The 16,391-nt window shown below is 45.1% G+C and carries 14 protein-coding genes; 6 read left to right on the forward strand and 8 right to left on the reverse strand.

What is annotated here, in order from left to right:
* Window positions 1-348: 348 nt before the first annotated feature.
* Window positions 349-624 (reverse strand): type II toxin-antitoxin system ParD family antitoxin, encoded by a 276-nt coding sequence (locus tag QUA99_RS24360; protein WP_333241639.1) that lies wholly within the window; start codon window positions 622-624, stop codon window positions 349-351.
* A gap of 244 nt (window positions 625-868) precedes the next feature.
* Window positions 869-4,168, reverse strand: a complete 3,300-nt coding sequence (locus tag QUA99_RS24365; protein ID WP_333241678.1) for a CHAT domain-containing tetratricopeptide repeat protein — start codon at window positions 4,166-4,168, stop codon at window positions 869-871.
* Between the two features lie 150 nt (window positions 4,169-4,318).
* Here QUA99_RS24365 and QUA99_RS24370 point away from each other — a divergent pair, with 150 nt between their 5' ends.
* Window positions 4,319-4,582 (forward strand): hypothetical protein, encoded by a 264-nt coding sequence (locus tag QUA99_RS24370; RefSeq protein ID WP_190738725.1) that lies wholly within the window; start codon window positions 4,319-4,321, stop codon window positions 4,580-4,582.
* 414 nt (window positions 4,583-4,996) lie between these two features.
* Here QUA99_RS24370 and tsaB read toward each other — a convergent pair whose 3' ends face one another.
* From tsaB to QUA99_RS24385, 3 genes are all read right to left on the reverse strand, one after another.
* The gene (tsaB, locus tag QUA99_RS24375) at window positions 4,997-5,656 is read right to left on the reverse strand and encodes a tRNA (adenosine(37)-N6)-threonylcarbamoyltransferase complex dimerization subunit type 1 TsaB (protein ID WP_333241642.1); all 660 of its coding nucleotides are present in this window, start codon (window positions 5,654-5,656) and stop codon (window positions 4,997-4,999) included.
* A 2-nt stretch (window positions 5,657-5,658) separates the two neighbouring features.
* Entirely contained in the window at window positions 5,659-7,371 is a 1,713-nt protein-coding gene (locus QUA99_RS24380; protein WP_333241643.1) for a serine/threonine-protein kinase, read from the reverse strand.
* A 216-nt stretch (window positions 7,372-7,587) separates the two neighbouring features.
* Window positions 7,588-7,836, reverse strand: a complete 249-nt coding sequence (locus QUA99_RS24385) for a Ycf34 family protein (protein ID WP_333241645.1) — start codon at window positions 7,834-7,836, stop codon at window positions 7,588-7,590.
* A 108-nt stretch (window positions 7,837-7,944) separates the two neighbouring features.
* Here QUA99_RS24385 and QUA99_RS24390 point away from each other — a divergent pair, with 108 nt between their 5' ends.
* On the forward strand, window positions 7,945-9,195 hold the full coding sequence (locus QUA99_RS24390; RefSeq protein ID WP_333241647.1) for a CCA tRNA nucleotidyltransferase: 1,251 nt from the start codon (window positions 7,945-7,947) through the stop codon (window positions 9,193-9,195).
* A 128-nt stretch (window positions 9,196-9,323) separates the two neighbouring features.
* Here QUA99_RS24390 and QUA99_RS24395 read toward each other — a convergent pair whose 3' ends face one another.
* From QUA99_RS24395 to QUA99_RS24405, 3 genes are all read right to left on the reverse strand, one after another.
* Window positions 9,324-9,671 (reverse strand): DUF952 domain-containing protein, encoded by a 348-nt coding sequence (locus QUA99_RS24395; RefSeq protein WP_333241649.1) that lies wholly within the window; start codon window positions 9,669-9,671, stop codon window positions 9,324-9,326.
* Between the two features lie 104 nt (window positions 9,672-9,775).
* On the reverse strand, window positions 9,776-10,213 hold the full coding sequence (locus tag QUA99_RS24400) for a cupin domain-containing protein (protein ID WP_333241651.1): 438 nt from the start codon (window positions 10,211-10,213) through the stop codon (window positions 9,776-9,778).
* 264 nt (window positions 10,214-10,477) lie between these two features.
* Entirely contained in the window at window positions 10,478-11,248 is a 771-nt protein-coding gene (locus tag QUA99_RS24405) for a cysteine hydrolase family protein (RefSeq protein WP_333241680.1), read from the reverse strand.
* A 421-nt stretch (window positions 11,249-11,669) separates the two neighbouring features.
* On the opposite strand from QUA99_RS24405, the gene QUA99_RS24410 reads away from it, so the two are divergent.
* The 4 genes from QUA99_RS24410 (at window position 11,670) to hisA (ending at window position 16,146) form a co-directional block, all read left to right on the forward strand.
* On the forward strand, window positions 11,670-12,926 hold the full coding sequence (locus QUA99_RS24410; RefSeq protein WP_333241653.1) for a serpin family protein: 1,257 nt from the start codon (window positions 11,670-11,672) through the stop codon (window positions 12,924-12,926).
* Between the two features lie 273 nt (window positions 12,927-13,199).
* Window positions 13,200-14,402 (forward strand): glycoside hydrolase family 10 protein, encoded by a 1,203-nt coding sequence (locus tag QUA99_RS24415; protein ID WP_333241681.1) that lies wholly within the window; start codon window positions 13,200-13,202, stop codon window positions 14,400-14,402.
* A gap of 14 nt (window positions 14,403-14,416) precedes the next feature.
* Window positions 14,417-15,112, forward strand: coding sequence for a TIGR02117 family protein (locus tag QUA99_RS24420; protein WP_333241655.1), 696 nt, complete (start codon window positions 14,417-14,419; stop codon window positions 15,110-15,112).
* A gap of 260 nt (window positions 15,113-15,372) precedes the next feature.
* Window positions 15,373-16,146 carry a 1-(5-phosphoribosyl)-5-[(5-phosphoribosylamino)methylideneamino]imidazole-4-carboxamide isomerase gene (gene hisA, locus QUA99_RS24425; RefSeq protein ID WP_333241657.1) on the forward strand — a complete coding sequence of 258 codons (774 nt, stop codon included), beginning with the start codon at window positions 15,373-15,375 and terminating at the stop codon, window positions 16,144-16,146.
* Window positions 16,147-16,391 lie beyond the last annotated feature (245 nt).

The raw sequence follows: 16,391 nt of genomic DNA on the forward strand, positions 1-16,391 counted from the left end.
AAATGCTAAAACTTCGTTGTGCTTACCTCAACGACCTCTTAGCCATTTGAGGTTTTTGCAAAACCGGGATGCTCCCATCCCGTTCTCCCCTCACCACCCTGATAATTTCAATTCCACTGTCTATCGCCCGATAAAGAATAATCTAACCCATGAGAGGAAGCCCCCGCACAGAAGCAGCTAGTTCCTCGTAACTACGACCCATATTAGGAAAGTTAATTAAATTGCGACACTTGCGATTGAACTCCTCGACAAACTGTTCTCCGGATTCAATATTTATAGCTGCAAACTAATCCGAAATTTCATCTAAATCGATCCTCGCTTCTGGAGAAACAATGTAGCGACTCATCTTTAGTTCTCCCGCATTTTCCGAAATTTTTCCTGCAATCTTGCTATGACTATTTCTCCATCAATCCCTTCACCGCGATCGAGTTGAGCTATTCCTGCTGATACTTTTGGTCGCGTTTCTTCTACCCATTTTTGATAGCTGTTGCTCTCTTTGGGATCGCTGTTGTCGGCTAGGAGTTCTAATGCCGCTGCGATTACCTCCTCCGCAGAAAAATATCTGCCACTTGTAACTTGTGCTTCTATGAATTTTTGCTGCTCCGGCTTGAGAGTAATTTTCATGGGGTTTACCTCTGAGAACCTTTAATTATTATACAGCGTATTCCAGGTTGATGAAGTGTAGGGACAAAGGCTTTCGCCGTGTCCCTACGGGAATAGAACGATAGGCGGGGTACTTCATAAACGTGGAATCTGCTGTATAGAGGACACGGCAGTGCCGTGTCCCTACAATTAATCGGGGTAGGGACACGGCACTGCCGTGTCCTGACTGTGAATAAGATTAATTCCGATGCTACCTAAGTTGATATCATTTCCACTCCCCTTGCAAAGTAAAAGCAGCCCAATAATAAGGAGACTTCCATTTTTCCTCCTGCATCATTTCTATCTGCGCCGCCCTCAAAGCTGCCGCCGGCGCTAACTTTTGCTGCACCATTTTCTGATAAAACTTTTGCATTAACACGGCAGTTCCTTCATCATCCACACTCCACAAACTCACCGCCACCCGCTGCGCCCCCGCATACATAAAACCCCTGGTTAATCCCACCATGCCTTCGCCTTTAACATTCTGTCCCATTCCCGATTGGCAAGCACTTAAAACCACTAAATTTGCCGCTAGTTTCAAGTTGAAAATATCGGTGAGGCGCAAGAAACCATTGACCAGATTGCCTTTGTCATCTACCGTAGACATCACAATTCCTGACAGTTCGGGATTTTTGCTGTTGGCCATGCCGTGGGTGGCGAAGTGAATGATTTGATAATTAGCTAAACTGCCATCGGTGGCGGTAGTGCGACTGGCATCAAAATCAAATATTTGACTGCTAGAAGCTGAGGGGAATAAGCTGGATATTGTTTGGGCTTCTTGGCGGGTAAATGGTAGGCGTTTTGGCGGCCATTCCATCTCGGAAGCACGAAGCGAGCGATTTAAACCGAGGTTATTTGATTCTAACTTTTCGGTGGTTGCTGGGGTAAGTTGTCCTTTGATTCTGTTATCGTCTGGACTGAAAACAGGATCTGCTAAAATGGCTAAAGTTTGGCCGGGCGATTTTCTATCTCCGTAATTTTGCCGGAGAATGGCGAGAGTTGAGGCGGAAGGCAGGGTGATAATTTCATGTTCGGCAATTAAGGGGACATTGGTATTTTGTCCGGCGGTTTGGGGAAGAGTTAAAGCTGGGAAAGGGGTATAGTGCAGCACGCCGTCGGGAACAATTAATAAGCGTTTATTGCCTAATTGGGCTGCTGCTGGCTGTAAAATTAATTTGCTCAGATTTGCACTTGCTTCGGCAACTTTTTGGGGAACATCTCTCTGGGTAGGGCTAGTTACTGCGGTGCGGAAAGCCACTGCTGTTGTTTCAATGTCGGCGCGTTTTGGTAATTCATAGCTAGTTAGCCCAGTTGATGTCACAACCCACAAATAACTGCGGTCTTTGCCGAGGGAATACTGCAATAAAATCGTGTTTTCATCGAGAATCTGTTTCTGAATTTCTGGCAGCGTTAAAGGTTGGGGTTGGGTGACGGCTGCGTAGCGGGGGCTGGCGGTACGAATCAGGGCTTGAATTTGCTGATATTGTTCCAAAAGTGCGAGGCGCTGTTTGTCAATTTCAGCGATTTTAGTTTGATTGGGATTGGGGCGGCTGATTGCTTCGAGGCGCTGCTTTTCAATGGCATCGAGTTGCAGTTGCAAGCTCTTTTCTTGTTGTAGTAAATCGGGGGAAATACCTTCGCGAATGTTGGCGTTACTTTCTTGGAGGAGTTCGAGGAGACTGCGGGCCCTCGAACGTTCGCTGGCTTCTAAGGCTTTGGTATCGTAACCGGATTGAGGATGAGTTTTATGCAGTTGCATTAACAAATCGATGTAGAATTCGTAGTAGTTTTGTACTGTGGCAAAGTAGGAGCTGCGGAGTTCAGGGCTGGCTATTTTGGTGCGGAGGTTTTCGATGATTTTGAGAGAGGATTCGATGTCGTTGAGGGCTTCGGTAAGATTGTTTTGGTCGCGTTTGACATAAGCTATGTTGGAAAGGATGGTAGCTTCCCCAGAGCGATCGCCTACTGCCCGACTCAGGGGAAGCGACTGGCTGTAATACTCTAGGGCTTTCTGTTTCTCTCCCAATTCTGAGTAGACATTCCCGAGGCTGTTGAGGGTGGTGGCTTCCCCACGGCTATCGCCCACTGCCCGTCTTAAGGGAAGCGACTGGCTGACATACTCCAAAGCTTTTTGTTTCTCTCCCAATTCTGAGTAGACACTGCCGATGTTATTGAGCGTGGCGGCTTCCCCGCTGCGATCGCCTATTGCCCGACTCAGGGGAAGCGACTGGCTGTAATACTCTAGGGCTTTCTGTTTTTCTCCCAATTCTGAGTAGACATTCCCGAGGTTGTTGAGGGTGGCGGCTTCCCCACGGCGATCGCCCACTGCCCGTCTTAAGGGAAGCGACTGGCTGAAATACTCCAAAGCTTTTTGTTTCTCTCCCAATTCTGAGTAAACTTGGCCAATGTTATTGAGTGTGACAGCTTCCCCACGACGATCGCCCACTGCCCGACTCAGGGGAAGGGACTGGCTCAAATAGTCTAGAGCTTTCTGTTTCTCTCCCAATTCTGAGTAGACATTCCCGAGGTTGTTGAGTGTGACAGCTTCCCCACGGCGATTACCTACTGCGCGTCTCAAGGAAAGGGACTGGCTGTAATAATCTAGCGCTTTCTGTTTTTGTCCCAAATCTGAGTAGACTAAACCGATACTGTTGAGGGTGGTGGCTTCCCCACGACGATCGCCCACTGCCCGTCTCAGGGGAAGGGACTGGTTGTAATACTCTAGCGCTTTCTGTTTCTCTCCCAAATCTGAGTAGACACCGCCTATGTTGTTGAGGGTGGTAGCTTCTCCTGGGCGATCGCCCACGGCCCGACTCAGAGGCAGCGATTGACTGTAATACTCTAGCGCTTTCTGTTTTTCTCCTAAATCTGCGTAGACAGACCCGATGTTGCTGAGGGTGATGGCTTCCATCAAGCGATTGCTTACTGCCCGAGTTAGGGGAAGCGACTGGCTGTAATTCTCTAGCGCTTTCTGTGTTTCTCCCAAATTTGAGTAAACTTGACCGATGTTATTGAGGGTGATGGCTTCCAGAGAGCGATCGCCCGCTGCCCGACTCAGGGGAAGCGACTGGCTGTAATTCTCTAGCGCTTTCTGTTTTTCTCCTAAATCTGAGTAAACTTTGCCGATGTTAGTGAGGGTGCTAGCTTCCAGAGAGCGATCGCCCGCTGCCCGACTCAGGGGAAGCGACTGGCTGTAATACTTTAGTGCTTGCTGTGTTTCTCCCAAATCTGAGTACACAGCTCCGATGTTGTTGAGCGTAAGGGCTTCCTTGCGGCGATCGCCCGCTTCTCGATACAGCTTTAATGCTTCTTCATATTTGGCGATCGCACTTGTTAAAGCTTCCTTTGTTCTTTGTTCGTAAAGTTTTTCGGCTTCTTCATATACTCGATCAGCAGCATCGCTATTGTTAGTTTGTGCTGTTTGTACGACTTTGCCAACGGGCACGGCTGCTGCCACTGACTGACTTAGCTGAAGCGAAAGTGCGATCGACATACCAGCCAAAAACCATTGAGTGCGATCGAACATAGCCACCCCTTTTGTATTTTTGTCAATCTTACTCACTAGCTCGCTTAGTGTAAAGGCAGGAAGAAGTAAGGGCGATCGGCATTTTTGCTAGAGTGAACGAGTAGTGCGATTCCCTGCAGGATCGCTACGCCGCGCGTACTTTTTCCCAGCATGAACAACATCCTAACTACCCCCGATCCCGTAACCAGCCACTGGGATTGCCCCGAATGCGGCGGCACCGGTACCCTCAGCCCAGAAATTTGCCCTGTTTGTCTCGGAGCAAAATACATCGATCTCGCTACAATAACGAACTGGATGCTCGATTTCATGGAATCTCGCGGCTGCGATCGAGCTGAGATCGATCGATTGCGAACCGAAAACCCAGACCCCCTAACATTAACTTTTTGCCTCGAAGTTTGTATCGCCCTTAAATAAACAACGATATCAAGTCTGCTTAATTGCTTATAAATTATTTACGGTAGCATCGGAATTATTAGCCAAAATTAGTACACGGCAGTGCCGTGTCCCTACAATATTATTTTCGGTAGGGACACGGCATTGCCGTGTCCTCTATATCATAAGGAGTGCAACCGGAATTGATATAAATCATTTACGGGCATCGGGCATCGGGCATTGTCGAAAAAAAACGCACTCTACAAGTTGATTTAACTTATATCTTGCACCATTCTCAATTAGCCTTTTAGGAACAGGCAAGATGCCTGTTCCACAAGAAAATCTACTCTTTGTGGAACAGGCATCTTGCCTGTTCTTGAGAATGGTGCAAGATGTGAGTTTAACAGAAACGAAATAATGCCCAATGCCCTATTCCCAATGCCCTATTCCCAATATTCAGTGTCCTTTAACCGGATGTTGCCCGTAAAAAGGCAAAGCCTCCGACCAATCAGGGCGACTTCCCATTTGCCACTCCAAATAAGCCAATTCCAACACACTAGAAACCGACCAACCCAACTCGCTACCAACTTCAATTAACTGATAAGAATTCCCCCAATTATCCAACTTTTCCTGCCAAGCTTCAGGAGTCATCACCGTATCAGGAAACAACTCAGTTAAACCAGAATCTTTGTTAACTGAATAAACCGCCCCAAACAATTGTCCCCGCTGTGCAGGCATTTGCAGCGCCATATCCTGATTTGAGATAGATTTTTTACTGCTGCTGCAAGCGACAGCCGCCAAAGTTGAAATCGCAAAAACCGGAATATCCAACTGTTGAGCCAAAGTCCGCGCCGTCACCATACCCATCCGAGTCCCCGTGAAACCTCCGGGCCCCTTCGCCACCGCAATAAAAGCCAAATCCGCCCAAGTTTGCGGTCCCATAAACTCGACTAAATACTGATGCAAATGAGTGGCTAAATCGCGATCCAAATTCCAAGTTTGGCAGCGAGAATCCCCCGCAAAATTGCTGATGGCTAAACCGAGTTCGCGACTAGCTGTGTTCAGGGCTAAGCCGTATTTTTTAACTGATGTTCCGTCTGGGGGATTGCTATTCACGATCACTGATAATTTTCCTTAACAAAAAACAGCGGCAAAGCCACAACTAAGCAACCCAAAAGAATACCAAATATTCCCGTATTTAAAATCCTGGAATTACCCATGCCCCCAGTCATCAAAAACAGCACTACTAAACTTGCAAATAAATTTTTATTTGCAAATTCTTTGTGTTGGGAAACTTGATGCTTCACCGCCATAAAACCAGAAGAAACTATTAGCGCGAACCAAGAATTTAAAATGACTATTTGAGAGCCAAAGATAAACCAAACTAAGGCAAACATTAGCGCATCTATCCAAAAATCCTGAGTTTTCAACTTCGGCAGCCAAAATTCTTGGGTAGTAACAGGGGCGATTTTCTTGACTAATTGATTGTGTTGCATCCGCACGAGTTTGTTTCTCAATTTAATCTTGGGATCGATTTGCAATATTTGCTTCCACTCCGGGCGGCGAGAATTGTTGACTCTTCCCAACAGCTTCACGGCTGCGACTTTATTTAACTGCAAATCGGTGAGTCTGGTGGCAATTATTTGAGATAAGTGCGGATAGTAAACGGGGTTGTCTTCGGTTCTGTTGATGACGATATTGAGCTGTTGCTTGGCTTGACTGACTTGGATTGTAACATTGTACGGGGCGATCGCCTCTTGCAAAGCTTGCTGAATTTCGGCTTGCTCTTGGCGAGTGAAAAGCGACACACCGGGCGCAGGTGTAACCACCCGTTCTGCGGGCGTTTCCGGCGCGTCTAGCACAGGCGAAGCCTCTAAATACACCGGTTTGGGGTTCAAGTGCCGGATGACTGCTGATGCTGAACTGTAGCGTCGATTGGTGGCACTTTGAAGCATGGTGTCGAGGATGCGGCCGAAATCGTCGCTAACAGCAGTCTTCAAATAATTTCGCCAAGCCCAAGAATCCTCTGTACTGTCGAACAAATCGAAGGGAGGAATTTCAGTCAGCAAGTGAATGCAAGTAACGCCCAAACTGTAGATATCGCTGGCAAAAACTGCTTTCCCCATCAATTGTTCTGGGGCTGTATAAGCAGCACTGCCGATGATTGTACCAGTTTGCGGCAACCCGGTTGCTGTTACTTTCTTAGCTGCACCAAAGTCTACTAAAACAATATCTTTTTGGAAAGGAGAGGGTTGATAGGAAGTTTCTAAGGCGGGTAAAGGAGTTGGAGATAGCCGGCGGCGAATGATATTTTCTGGTTTGATATCGCGGTGAATGACTTTGGATTTGTGGACGAAGTGGAGCACTGGCAATAAATCGTTGAGGATTTGCCGAATTTGAGTTTCGGTGAATGCTCCTTTTTGTTCTAATTCTCTGGCTAGGTTTTTGCCGTCTATAAATTCTTGTACTAAATACTGTCTCCCGTCTTGTTCAAAATGCGCGATTAATTCTGGAATCTGGGGATGTTTGCCCAAGGTTTGTAGCTGGGCTGCTTCTTGGTGAAATAGTTGAGCGGCTTTTTCGGCTGCGGTATTTTGCGGAAAAAATTGCTTGATTACGCACTGCGAAAAAATTATAGGTTTGGTTTCATCAACTGCTAGAAATGTTCGGCCAAAGCCTCCTTGCCCGATCGGCTTTACGGTTCGGTAGCGAGATGCTGATGGCGTTTCTGCGTCAATAGTTAACAACAATTTTGAGCCGCAACTTTGGCACAATTCTGCATCACCTGGGTTTTGCGGATTCTGACAAGTTGGGTTTAAGCAATAGCACATTGGATTTTAGATTTTAGATTTTAGATTTTAGATTGGGGAATTGGGAGATTTTAGATTTTGGATTTTAGATTTTAGATTGGGGAATTGAGAGATTTTAGATTTTGGATTTTAGATTTTAGATTGGGGAATTGAGAGATTTTAGATTGGTAATTGGTAATGCGATTGGTAATTGGACAATTCTCCCCCTCTCCCCCTCTCCCCCTCTCCCCCTCTTCCTCAAGTCGGGACGAGTTCGCCTGGCCGCAATTTTGCCCATTTGCCGGTCTCTTGCTTGAAACTCTGACAGCCGACTACATCCCATTCCATTTCTACTTCATCTTGGCGGGGACGGATATTGACGTTGATTGTCGGTTCTACGGGGTCGAAATCGGGTGTTTCGGTGAGGTGAAGCTGTTCGTGCTGTTCTTCTACGGCGTAGTAGGTGAAGCAGCGGTCTACATAGTGGCAGTTAATACAAATACACATTCTTGATATCCTCTGTGCATTTCAAAAAGATTGGTGAAAATTGAGCTTTCTGTTAATCTAGCGTAGCAAGAGTTTAATTGTTTGTAAGGAAAGTAGATTTTTGTTGCGATGCCGATTAATTTGCCCTCTTCATTATCTCCTGATACTTGGCCGTTTGATTTGGAACTGCTGACACCGCCTGCTTATCTGGTGGGCGGTGCGGTGCGGGATGCGCTGCTGGGGAGGCGATCGCACTATTTTGATTTGGATTTCGTTATGCTAACACGGGCCGTGAAAACTGCTCGAAAAATTGCCGATCGCACGAATGGTGGATTTGTCTTGTTGGATGCGGAACGCCAAATTGCGCGGGTGGTGTTTGCGGGCGGTACGGTGGATTTGGCGCAGGCGGAAGGGGGGAGTCTGGAGGGGGATTTGCTGCGCCGAGATTTTCGGATAAATGCGATCGCCTACAATCCTTTTACCGGAGAAATCATCGATCCTTTGGACGGTCAAACTGATTTGCGCTTGGGTTTGCTGCAGATGGTTTCGCGGTCAAATTTGGAGGACGATCCGCTGAGGTTATTAAGAGCTTACCGCCAAGCGGCGCAGTTGGGTTTTGCGATCGAAGCTGAAACTCGATTGACGATTTGGGAATTAGCGCCTTTGTTGAGTCGGGTAGCGGTGGAACGGGTGCGGACGGAATTAGGTTATTTGTTGAGCAATCCAGAGGGTGTTCCTTGGATTTGTCGCGGTTGCGAAGACGGTTTGTTTTCGATTTGGTTTGAAAGTGCGATCGACCGTTTTGATATTTTGACAAAAATTGACGCATCTGCTGACAAATTAGCGGCAATTTACCCGGAATTAGGGAAGGAATTCGGGCGTCAGATTCGAGATACAATTAAAACGCCTTTGTTGGCTGTCGCGAAGTTGGCTATTTTGGCAGATTCTGACCCGACAATTGCTGAAACGCAGTTGCTGCGGTTGAAATACAGCAATGCGGAGATTAAAAGTGCGATCGGGCTTTTGAAATACTTGCCACAATTGCAAGCAAAACCCATCGCGGAAATGTCTTTGCGAGAACAGTATTTTTTGTTTCGGGATGTGGGAATAGTATTTCCAGTTTTAGCAGTTTTGGCCGTGGCGGCGGGAGTGGCGGTTGAGGAGATTTCACTGTTAATTAATCGCTATCTGGATGCTGATGATATTGTTGCTCATCCCACACAGTTAGTTAGCGGCAATGATTTAATGGAATATTTGAAATTGCCCAGAAGTCCGCGCATCGGTCAATTGTTGATGGAGATTCAATTAGCGCGGGTGGAAGGGAGAATTGCGACTCCCGAAGATGCGTTGAAATTGGCGGCAGAGTTGGTTAATCAGTAAGTTTAAATTGATATATTTCAGAAATTAGAACGGGCAATATGCCCGTTCCACAAAATTCAACTTTCCCGTGGGGTGGGCTTTGAGCAACGCCCTAAAAAGTTAGTTGACAATGCTCAAAAATCAGAATCTTAAACAACATCCCTTAATTCTGCAGGCAATTCAAACTTGCCATCTGCACCCGGTTCAAACTCAACAACTTTCAACACAGCATCAACATTCAGCGGCCCGTAAATGTGCGGGTAATTTTCACCCGCCGCCAATTCATATTTGATTTCAGATTCTACTTTTTCCGAGTCAATCCACAGCAAAAGCAATCCTTTTTTACCAACAAAGAACTTATTTGCAGATTTAACAACTTGCGGCAGAGTCGAACAGTGGATAAATCCTTCAGAGTCTAGGGTATCACCGCGATAGGATTTAAGCTGTTTTGCTTCTTCCCATTGTTGGCTTTGAGTGATGTGAAATATAACGCTCATAAATTATTTTACCTGGAAAATAAAAGCTAGGCAGAGCATCTAGATATATGTTCCAATGCTCTACCTAGGAACGAGATTAAAGGACTAAAATCCCTACTACAAAACTAGCACGATACGAGTACATCAGATCGCCCGAGAACTCTCATATCTTCGTCATCGAGTTCGACTGGTGTACCGCTGCGAATTAGTTCCACAAAATCTTCATTCGGCACCATGATGCACAAAGTGTACAAACGTTCGCTGCCCGTATTCTCAATTACGTGAGTACCCGTTGGAGGCACTAACAAACTATCTCCGGGTTTAATACTGACTGTTTTTCCGTCGCAGGTTGCTTGCCCTCTTCCTTTGAGTACAAAAAACATTTCTACTGCAAATTGATGGCGGTTGGGAGGAGTTTTGCCACCCGCATCGAAAATCTCGACGCAAACAGTTAATGAAACATTAGCTGTTACCGGATCGAAGACGATAGCTAATCTATTAGTATCGCCCGGACTGATGCGAAATGCTTGGTAGTCTTTCGGAGACTTTATAACAGGAATCATGCACTGGTTTGTCATTTTTTTATTGTGAGTTGTCGGTTGTTATGTTTCTGATATGATGATTAGCGAGCGAGCCAGAGTCATTAGTTTAGGACTTACGCATGGGTGGCCAGAAACCGGGTTTTTACTGAGAAGACGTGTTACAGGCGACAAAAACCGCAAAAACCCGGTTTCTTTGTTGCTGAGCCGTAAGTCCAGTAGTTGCGAGCTGAGCCTCAAAAATTTATTCTTAGTGACTAATGACTGCTGACTAATGACTAAGGACTGCTATTTAATTGTTTCTAACATAGCCTGAGAATCAGACACAAAACCAAAACATTGCTTAACGTTGTACAGAGTAGCTTGCCAGCAATACTCGGGAGATGTCGTAGCTGTACAATCTTTGACTAAAATACAGTCGTAGCCGAGGAAATTAGCATCTTGCAGGGTAGCCATGACGCACTGATCGGCGTTTACTCCTCCGAAGAAAAGTGTAGTTCTGCCGAGGTTCCGCAAGATACTATCTAAAGGAGTATCCCAAAAGCCACTCATCCGATATTTATCAACGCAAATATCCTCCGGTTTGGGTTTTAATTCATCGACAACCTGCGCCGCCCAACTCCCTGCCATCAGTACAGGTGCGTTGTTTTTTGGCAGCGGATCTCCCAAACCTACGCCGTCGCCTGTGGGATTGTAAACGTGACGGGAAGCTGCACTAATATTGAGCAAATCGGGGCGGTTTCCCCAGTTTATCCAAATAATTGGCATGGCGTGCGATCGCAATTTTGGCAGCAAATTTTTTAAAGGATTAATTGGAGTTCTCGCGGGCGTTACATCTACGCCAATATGCGCTAGCCAACCGTCGGGATGACAGAAATCGTTTTGCATATCTATCACCAACATTGCAGCTTTGGCTAAGTCCAAACGCAGGGTTTTAGTTTCTGTTTCCAGGGTAACAGGTTGAGGCGCGATCGGCGATCGGGTGATGTCGGCAATTTTGGCATCAACTTTCCAAGCATTCGGCGGTACGCCCAAGGTGCGGAGAGAATCAGGATTCATATGATTGTGACTCAAAAACAATTTCAATCTTATAACTATTTGATTGTTACTAACTTGTCATATCTTAAATCTTTGTTAGAATTAAGTATTCGGGGTAACTTTTTGATAAATTTTAGGATTTATTAACTTTATTACCGTTGGGCGATCGCCAATGTTATTGCCCTGCAATCATACAAGAAAAATCCATATAAACTTACAACTATATTTTCATAAAATACGATCCAGTCCTTTGCTACAATCTCAAGTACCATTAGACACCGTATTTTAGGGAAGCATCACCAGCGTTAAAAGTCAGTTAAATTATCCCATACAGCCTCAAACAAAAAATATCGGTGACAATAAGTCTAGCAAAAGTAAATTAATTAAAACAGGTAAGTTATACTAGAAAAGTAAGACCGCTCACCAACTAGAGATAATAGTTATGTCATTGAAAACCAGGCTGGCTACTACCGCCATCATTACATTAGCAATTTTCGCAGAATTAGCGCCGTCACTGAACATTAACCCCACGAACCTCGCAAATCCCAATCACTCAAAAGCTGCCGCCACTACACCCCCTAAGAACCAGATAAATGTAGACGCCAGACTTGTTGCAGCTAATACCAAATTTGGTTTTAACTTGTTCAACACCCTCACCAAACAACAGCCGAATCAAAATATATTTATTTCCCCTACTTCTGTCGCCCTCGCCATGTCAGTGGCATACAACGGAGTCAGCGGAGAAACCAAACAAGAAATGACAAAAGTTCTCGAATTAACGGGAATGACTCCCCAAGAAATCAACGCAGCAAATCAAAGTTTGCAAAATAGTTTGCAGAAAGTTGACCCCAATGTCAGAGTATCAATTGCCAACTCGCTTTGGGCGCAACAAGGCTTCTCCTTAAAACCAGAATTTCTGCAAATAAATCAACGCTACTACAATGCTACTATTACCGAACTCGACTTTATAAATCCGCAAGCTATTAGCATCATTAACAACTGGGTGAGCCAAAAAACTCAAGGAAAAATTGATAAAATAGTCGATCGAATTAGCCCCGCTCAACTCTTGTTTTTGATTAACGCCATCTATTTCAAAGGCAACTGGAAAACCCCCTTTGATAAATCTCAAACTGCCAACAAAACTTTCTCTTTACCCGATGGCAGTTCAAAACAGCATCCGATGATGTCTCAGAAAGGCTTTTATTGGTACTACGAAACACACCAATTTCAAGCAGTCAGTTTACCTTACGGAAAAGAAGGCGCTCTGGCTATGTATATTTTCTTGCCCAAATCCAATAGCAATTTGGTCACGTTCTTGCAGCAATTAACACCAGCAAACTGGGAGAAATGGATGCAAGAATTTAGCGAAAAAAAGGGTATAATTGAAATACCGCGCTTCAAGATAGAGTATGAAGCTGAACTCAGCAACACACTCATAGTTTTGGGAATGGCAGGAATTTTTAATATTTCAAAAGCAGACTTTTCTCCAATGACTGATGACAAAATAGCAGTAGATTCAGTACAACACAAAACATTTGTCGAAGTAAACGAAGAAGGTACAGAAGCAGCAGCCGTGACTTCCATCGAAACCAGAAGCTCGCCTTTTCAAATGAAAGTAAACCGTCCATTCTTTTGTGCCATTCAAGACCATACTACAGGAACAATATTATTTATGGGGACTATCGTTGACCCGAAATAATATCAAAAGTAGTAGGTGCGTCATTCGATTTTAGATTTTAGATTTTAGATTTTGGATTGACTTGCGCGAGATAAATGCTCTTTCTTGAGGATTTTAGATTTTCGATTTGGGATTGATTCCACGGATAAATCACGTGGCGGGTACCACCTTTGAAATTCGTGGTCAGGAAGTGTGCGATCGACTTTTAATCAAATAACCCTAGCTGGCGCACCCTACCAAGCTAATTATACGGTAAAATATCAGTCTAAAAATAATCCTATTTGCGACAAATTGATGATTAAATTGCACAAATGGCAGCGGCTACTGGCTTTAATAGTTGTTTTTGCGATCGCCCTTACCTCCTCCGCGATATTATCCCCGCGTCTGTTGGCTCAAACCCCGCCCACCACCCCAACAACCGAATTGCGCGGCGTCTGGCTGACGAACATTGACAGCGACGTTATTTTCTCCCGCAACAACATCATTGACGCTGTAAATCGACTAGACCAACTCAATTTTAATACCATCTATCCGACGGTTTGGCAAGGAGGCTATACGCTTTATCCGAGTGCTGCAGCCCAACGAGTATTCGGACAGTCGATCGACCCATCGCCCGGATTGAAAGACCGAGATATCCTCAAAGAAATTATAGCACAATCCCGCCAAAAAGGTATAGCAGTAATCCCCTGGTTTGAGTTTGGTTTCATGGCTCCCGCCGAATCGGAATTAGCCACACTTCACCCCGACTGGCTGGCGCAGCGGCGCGACGGTTCAACTATTTGGAAAGAAGGCAAGCACGATCGAGTTTGGCTGAATCCCTTTCATCCCGAAGTCCAGCAATTTATCTTAGATTTAATCCTAGAAGTTGTCGATAATTATGATATAGATGGCATTCAATTTGACGACCATTTCGGATTGCCAGTAGAATTTGGCTACGAGCCACTAACAATGTCAATGTATCAGGAACAAATCAAAAGCCCTCCCTCCAACGACCCCCGCGAAACCTTCTGGGTGCGCTGGCGCGCCGACAAAATCAACGACTTCATGGGGCGAGTTTCCCGCGCCATCAAATCCCGCAAAGAAAAATGTATTGTCAGCTTATCTCCGAACCCTTTTCACTTTTCTTTGCCCGCCCACTTGCAGGACTGGTTTACCTGGGAAAGACGCGGCTACATCCAAGAAATTGTGTTGCAGGTTTATCGCAGCGATATCAAGCGTTTTAGTGCCGAACTGGAACGGGAAGAAGTTAAACTGGCTAAACTTAACATTCCAACTGCGATCGGCATTTTGACTGGTCTTAAAAATAATTCCGTTCCCCTAAAACAAATTCAAGAACAAGTGCAAGAAGTGCGAAAAAGAGATTTCGCGGGCGTGTCTTTCTTTTTCTACGAAAGTTTGTCGAATTGGGCGAAGGAAACTCCCGAACAGCGCAATTCTGCATTGCAAGAATTCTTTCCCACAAAGATGCAGCGCCCGCCATCCGAACGTCGAATTTGAAACCTACGGTTAAAATGAGAAAAAGCATAAAGCGCTTAGGAATGGTCATCTTATCTTTGACTGTTTTCCTAACAATTGGCTATCTCACTCCCAGAAAGTGGGGAAATTACTCGCAAGCAGATTGCACAATCTCTCTATACATTTCCAACCAAGGCATCCACACCGAAATCATCGTTCCAGTTAAAAATGAATATTTTGACTGGAATCAATTTTTACAGCTAACAGAAATAGGGCGGGATGCCACTTCTGATTATAAATATTTGTCTTTTGGCTGGGGAGATAGAGCTTTTATGCTGGAAACTCCCACATCAGAAAATATCAACCCAGTTACAGCTTTCAAGGCGCTATTTCTCCTTACTCCGTCTACCCTACACGTTCAAGGTTATCGGGTTCTCCCCCTAAATATTGAAACCAAATGTGTTAAAATTAGTGAAAAAAAATATCTGATGCTGGTAAATTATATTAAACATTCATTCCAATTAGACGCAGCAGGTAAGAAAATGAAAATTAGCTACGGCTACGGTAACAGCGACAGTTTTTATGAAGCAAAAGGCAGTTACTATATTTTTAGAACTTGCAACGACTGGACGGCCGAAGCTTTGCAAAAAGCCGATGTCAATACTCCTTTATGGTCTACGCTTTCTTCGGCGATTATGTTTCATTTAAATAGCGGGTGCGAATGTCAATCGATTTTAGATTTTAGATTTTAGATTTTAGATTTACTTGCGCGAGATAAATGCTCTTTCTTGAGGATTTTCGATTTGAGATTTGGGATCGATCCCACTGATCGATCGCGTGGCGGGTACCATCAAGAAGTTTTTGGTCAAAAATAAATGGTATTAGGCAATCGTAATAATATCTTTACTTTAGGTTATAAAATTTATAATGAATGATTATGTATGGGTGGGAATCTTGCCTAAAGTTGCATTCTTTTTTTTAGCTGGTATAATTACCAATTTGAGGAAAAATCATGAATGTAATTCCAGCGATCGACTTATTGGATGGAAAATGCGTCAGACTGTACCAGGGAGACTACGCGAAGTCTCAAACTTTTAACGACAACCCCGTCGAAGTCGCCAGACAGTGGGTAAATGAAGGCGCGACAATGCTGCATTTAGTAGACCTCGACGGCGCTAAAGCTGGTCATCCAGTCAACCAAGCAGCCATTGAAGCCATTGTCAGAGCCGTAGACGTTCCCTGTCAAGTAGGTGGCGGAATGCGCGATCGCGCTGCTGTTGCTGCTATCCTCAATTTAGGCGTCCGGCGCGCCATTCTCGGCACTGTCGCCGTCGAAAAACCCCAATTAGTCGGCGAATTGTGCGCCGAATTTCCCGGCAGAATTCTCGTCGGCATCGATGCCAGAAATGGTAAAGTTGCTACTAGAGGCTGGCTGGAAACTTCGGAAGTTTTAGCAACTGAATTGGCGCAAAAAATGGCCGAGTTAGGGGCGGCTGAAATTATTTACACCGACATTCACCGCGACGGTACTATGGAAGGGCCGAATTTGGAATCTTTGCGCGAAATTGCTAACGCTATTTCAATTCCGGTGATTGCTTCCGGCGGCGTCAGTTCGATCGCAGATTTGTTGAGTTTGCTGGCTTTGGAATCAATTGGTGTCAAAAGTGCGATCGTCGGTAGGGCAATTTATACCGGCGATATATTGCTAAAAGAAGCAATTCAAGCAGTCGGACAAGGGCGGTGGCAGGATGTACCGCCAGATTTGGGTTCTTCGAGTTTTGCTTGATTATCTGAATCCTTTTGCGCGCGTTAACCAAACCGGAACCCTTAAGTTTGTCTGCGTCCGGGATTATCTGGTTTCAACGTCTTTCTTACCAGAAAGAATTGGTTTAAAGCCCCAAGCCCGACCGGGAGAAATTAAAAGAAGACTATTCATTACTCCAATCCTCGGACTTCCAAGTAGAGGTCGCCCCGCGTGCGGTCAACTATCAACTGTCAACTGTCAACTGTCAACTGAACATCATCGTACCC

This window comes from Microcoleus sp. F10-B2, from assembly GCF_036704965.1.
GTDB lineage: Bacteria > Cyanobacteriota > Cyanobacteriia > Cyanobacteriales > Microcoleaceae > Microcoleus.

Coding starts and splice junctions, on each gene's coding strand:
- QUA99_RS24420 (WP_333241655.1), top strand. CDS start 14,417: ATGAGAAAAAGCATAAAGCGCTTAGGAATGGTCATCTTATCTTTGACT.
- QUA99_RS24380 (WP_333241643.1), bottom strand. CDS start 7,371: ATGTGCTATTGCTTAAACCCAACTTGTCAGAATCCGCAAAACCCAGGT.
- QUA99_RS24395 (WP_333241649.1), bottom strand. CDS start 9,671: ATGAGCGTTATATTTCACATCACTCAAAGCCAACAATGGGAAGAAGCA.
- QUA99_RS24410 (WP_333241653.1), top strand. CDS start 11,670: ATGTCATTGAAAACCAGGCTGGCTACTACCGCCATCATTACATTAGCA.
- QUA99_RS24400 (WP_333241651.1), bottom strand. CDS start 10,213: ATGATTCCTGTTATAAAGTCTCCGAAAGACTACCAAGCATTTCGCATC.
- QUA99_RS24365 (WP_333241678.1), bottom strand. CDS start 4,168: ATGTTCGATCGCACTCAATGGTTTTTGGCTGGTATGTCGATCGCACTT.
- QUA99_RS24385 (WP_333241645.1), bottom strand. CDS start 7,836: ATGTGTATTTGTATTAACTGCCACTATGTAGACCGCTGCTTCACCTAC.
- QUA99_RS24405 (WP_333241680.1), bottom strand. CDS start 11,248: ATGAATCCTGATTCTCTCCGCACCTTGGGCGTACCGCCGAATGCTTGG.
- hisA (WP_333241657.1), top strand. CDS start 15,373: ATGAATGTAATTCCAGCGATCGACTTATTGGATGGAAAATGCGTCAGA.
- QUA99_RS24415 (WP_333241681.1), top strand. CDS start 13,200: ATGATTAAATTGCACAAATGGCAGCGGCTACTGGCTTTAATAGTTGTT.
- QUA99_RS24370 (WP_190738725.1), top strand. CDS start 4,319: ATGAACAACATCCTAACTACCCCCGATCCCGTAACCAGCCACTGGGAT.
- QUA99_RS24390 (WP_333241647.1), top strand. CDS start 7,945: ATGCCGATTAATTTGCCCTCTTCATTATCTCCTGATACTTGGCCGTTT.
- QUA99_RS24360 (WP_333241639.1), bottom strand. CDS start 624: ATGAAAATTACTCTCAAGCCGGAGCAGCAAAAATTCATAGAAGCACAA.